This is a genomic window from Bartonella sp. OD88NMGDW (assembly GCF_042193775.1).
GTDB lineage: Bacteria > Pseudomonadota > Alphaproteobacteria > Rhizobiales > Rhizobiaceae > Bartonella > Bartonella grahamii.
Genome location: NZ_JBHIMA010000033.1, coordinates 1 through 3,329, shown reverse-complemented (window position 1 = coordinate 3,329; position 3,329 = coordinate 1). Strand labels below are relative to the sequence as shown.

Here is a 3,329-nt window from a genome sequence, read left to right as displayed (position 1 = left end):
GGATTTGCATGCCCCGCCCCCGCAAATTGTGCAATCGGTTGAATGGCTGTTGTGCCTCCCAAAAAACTTGGCAAAAACTCTCTTACATCAATGGAACCAATCCACCCCTTAATGCGGCTAGGCAAAGATTTACAATAATCCATCAATTGTGAGATAGACGACATAAAACCATCGACAATCGAATTAGCCAGATCTTCGCCCGCTTGTTCCATACCAGCCTTGGCACTCTCCGAGAGCTTTTCCTGTGTAAAAAAACTCTTCAACCATTGCCAAAAGTTGGAAAAGCTTTGTTTAACGCCCTCCCACAAATTGCCAAACCACTCGGCAACAGAGGAAAGCTCTTGTTTAAACTTTTGCCAAACTTGAGAGAGATCAAAAGCATTGGCGATTATATTTTTCCAACGCGTAATGGTGGTGGTATCAGCACCAAAAAAGCGCATGACGGCTTCAAAGGCTTGCCCAAAAGCCCGAGATACCCCCCCGTGCCAAACCTTTGACAAATGAAGAAAAACGATCCCAATATTTCCACAAAGCAAAACCAGCAGCAAGGATGACAGCCACAACAGCAGCAACCGCAGCCCCTATTGGAGTAAAAATACCCCCCACAACAGAGGCAATACCCGCCCCAACCACTTCGATCACTGTCCCAACAGAGCCAAAAGAGGCAGCAAATGCACTTCCTGAGACAGCAATCCCCCGTAAAGCCCCGACCAACAAGGTCATGGGGCGTAAGAGTCGGAGTGAACTTGCCCCAAGACCCGCGGTTAGCAAGCCCAGCGAGCGCCCTGCGGCTGCTAAGCCCCGCCAGCTTGCAGCAACACCACGACTGAGTACTCTAAGCTTGATAAAAGACGTGATCAATTGAAGAAGCCCAAGGCGTGTCCCGGCAAGAGTAAAGCGCAAAACCCGTAGAGCAATATTAAAAGCCATCAGAGCGGCAATGGTTTTGATGATGGCGCTTGTTAAAGTGGGATGGGCATTCGCCCACGCCATCAACCCATTGGTAAAATTGCCAACACTTTCCATCAAACTGTTGAGGGGGGGCAGAAGCACTTCACCAATGGTAATCCCTAAAGCCACAATGCGGTTTTGCAACAATTCAAATTGCCGCATGGCACCGGTTGCTTGTTTGTCTGCTTCTTGTTCTACCGAACCTTTAAAGACTTGTGGATCTTTCACATAATCTAAAGCTTGCCCTAACAATTCGGGATTGCCCACCAATTTGGCAAAATCACCAGTAAAATCGCGCCCAGCAATGGCAATCAGGGAACGCATCCCCTGTTCAGATTTCGCTAAAACATCAAAAAAGCGTACCAAGGTACCGGTGGCATCTTTGTCCAGATCTTGCATAAATTTTTCGCGAGAAAGCCCAATATTGGCAAAAGCATCTTCAATATGTTTGCCCCCCGCCTGTATGCGCGCACTCATCGCATTAAAACCACGCGCGGCACTCTCTGGAACAATCCCAGCAGAAATCATCGCCGTACCAAATGCCGCAGTTTCGCGCGCTGTCAACTTAAACATGGTTGCCGCACCGGTAGCACGATTGGTAAAATCAGACACCTCACTTGCCTTTGCCGCCATGTGATTAGAGAGATGATTGATAGCATCGCCTAGATCTTCAATGCCTGCTTGATTAAGCTTAAAGACATTGCGCAATTTGGCAAAGCGCTCCCCAATCTGATCTCCCGTCATATCAAAAGCTACAGCCGCTTTGGCAGCATAAATGCTAAAAGCTTCTAGATCTTGTTCGCCAATCCCTGCTTGGCTGGCACTGGTCATCAGTTCTAAGACTTCACGTGCCGCTAGCGGAATCTTGGTGGAGGTTTCAAGCGCAAAACGGCGCAATTCCTTTAAGCGATGAAGGGGGGCATCGAGAACCTTTTCTAATCCCTTCATCGATTGGTCAAATTGCATGGCTTTATAGAGCGGTGCAATTAAGGTTGCTGTTTGCGCAATGGCACCCACCATGCGCCCCCGCGCTTGGATAAAAGCATTTTTCGCATTCTTTGTCGCATCCTCAAGATGCTCAGGGTCAAACCACCCTTTAAAATGCTGCCTTGTCTTGTTTTGGAAATGCGCAACATCGCTACTGAAGGCTGCAAGATCACGCTTGGCAGAAGCTATCCCCTCTTGCAGGTGATTGACAAAACGCACAACAAGGGAAACATCCATGATCGTCTCTTATCCTAACTGATGGCTTTCATATTCTTGGGCTTTAAGGCGTGCGAGTTCTTCTCGATAGGCAATCACATCCAGCCAATCCATCTGGTTAATTTCTGAAGGCGCCCAGTGATAATAAAGGGCTAGTTCTGCCCCAAATTGTCTGGCAGAGAGGATTGGCGTTGCGTAAAAAAAGCAAAAAAAGCCTTGAAAACAGCCATAATGTCAACAACATCAAGACGATTAATCAATTCAATAGATTCATGTGACATATCGGCTAAAAGCACGGCTATTCCTTCCATAGCCTCATGGGTAAATAAAGCCTCACAAAGCTTAAGAACAAGAATATCATTGCCCAATGTTGTTTTATCCTCTTCTACAGCGGGTAGAACGAGCTCTACCAACTGCGGTCCAATCAACACCGCTAATTGGCGTGCTTGCTTGAAGTTTGGGCGATAAAAGGTCAGTTTCTTGCAGAGAGATTCTTTGCCTCCTTTATCCTGATAAAGAAGCGGAACCTGCAATTCCACGTCAATGCTGGTTTGTAAACTTGTCATGATCAATTCCTATAAATGAGAACCCTATCAATAATGAGAGCTTATAAATTGAGAATAGAGCGGCGGCGAGAACCGATCTCTTGCCCATTGCGGACAAGCCAGCCGCCCCGTTTAAAAGAAAAGCGGTGCAAAACAGAGCCATCCCAAAATTCCGTATAGTCCCAAACATTTTTGATTTCGCAATCATAGCCTGTCGCTTTTCCAGCTGTTAAGCCTTCGCTATCGACTTTGACCAAGCGCCCCGTGACATCAATGGAATGCTCATGCTCGCGTCCATCTTCTTCAGAGATCACATGTTTTTTTCCGGTGAATTTATGACGAAGACCAGGAGGACCACCAAAGATACCGATAATTTCGGGTGTGTGACTGCGGATTTTCATTTGTAAACTTAGCGCTTTCACACCAAGACCGCTCACATCAATTTGCATATCAGAGTCGCCTGGTTGATAGGTTTCGGTGATTTCTTCTAACGTGGGCAGTTTCAATGTCTCAAGATCAAGGTGAAGATTCACATCATCATCAACAATCAAGGTAAAACCGCGTACAATGCGTAAAGTCATGCTTTAACTCCTTGCTGCTTTACGATAAGTTTCAAACGTATCGCCAAAT

General features: G+C 46.6%; 3 protein-coding genes and 1 pseudogene. All 4 read right to left on the bottom strand.

Annotated features, from left to right (window positions below; genetic code table 11):
* Positions 1–440: pseudogene (locus ACFIJR_RS08765) on the bottom strand (phage tail tape measure protein); the annotation flags it as partial.
* A gap of 7 nt (positions 441–447) precedes the next feature.
* The gene (locus tag ACFIJR_RS08760; RefSeq protein ID WP_375654036.1) at positions 448–2,175 is read right to left on the bottom strand and encodes a phage tail tape measure protein; all 1,728 of its coding nucleotides are present in this window, start codon (positions 2,173–2,175) and stop codon (positions 448–450) included.
* A gap of 131 nt (positions 2,176–2,306) precedes the next feature.
* On the bottom strand, positions 2,307–2,720 hold the full coding sequence (locus ACFIJR_RS08755) for a hypothetical protein (RefSeq protein ID WP_375648859.1): 414 nt from the start codon (positions 2,718–2,720) through the stop codon (positions 2,307–2,309).
* A 41-nt stretch (positions 2,721–2,761) separates the two neighbouring features.
* Positions 2,762–3,280: a phage major tail tube protein gene (locus ACFIJR_RS08750; protein ID WP_375654034.1), complete on the bottom strand. Its 519-nt coding sequence runs from the start codon at positions 3,278–3,280 to the stop codon at positions 2,762–2,764.
* Between the last annotated feature and the right edge of the window lie 49 nt (positions 3,281–3,329).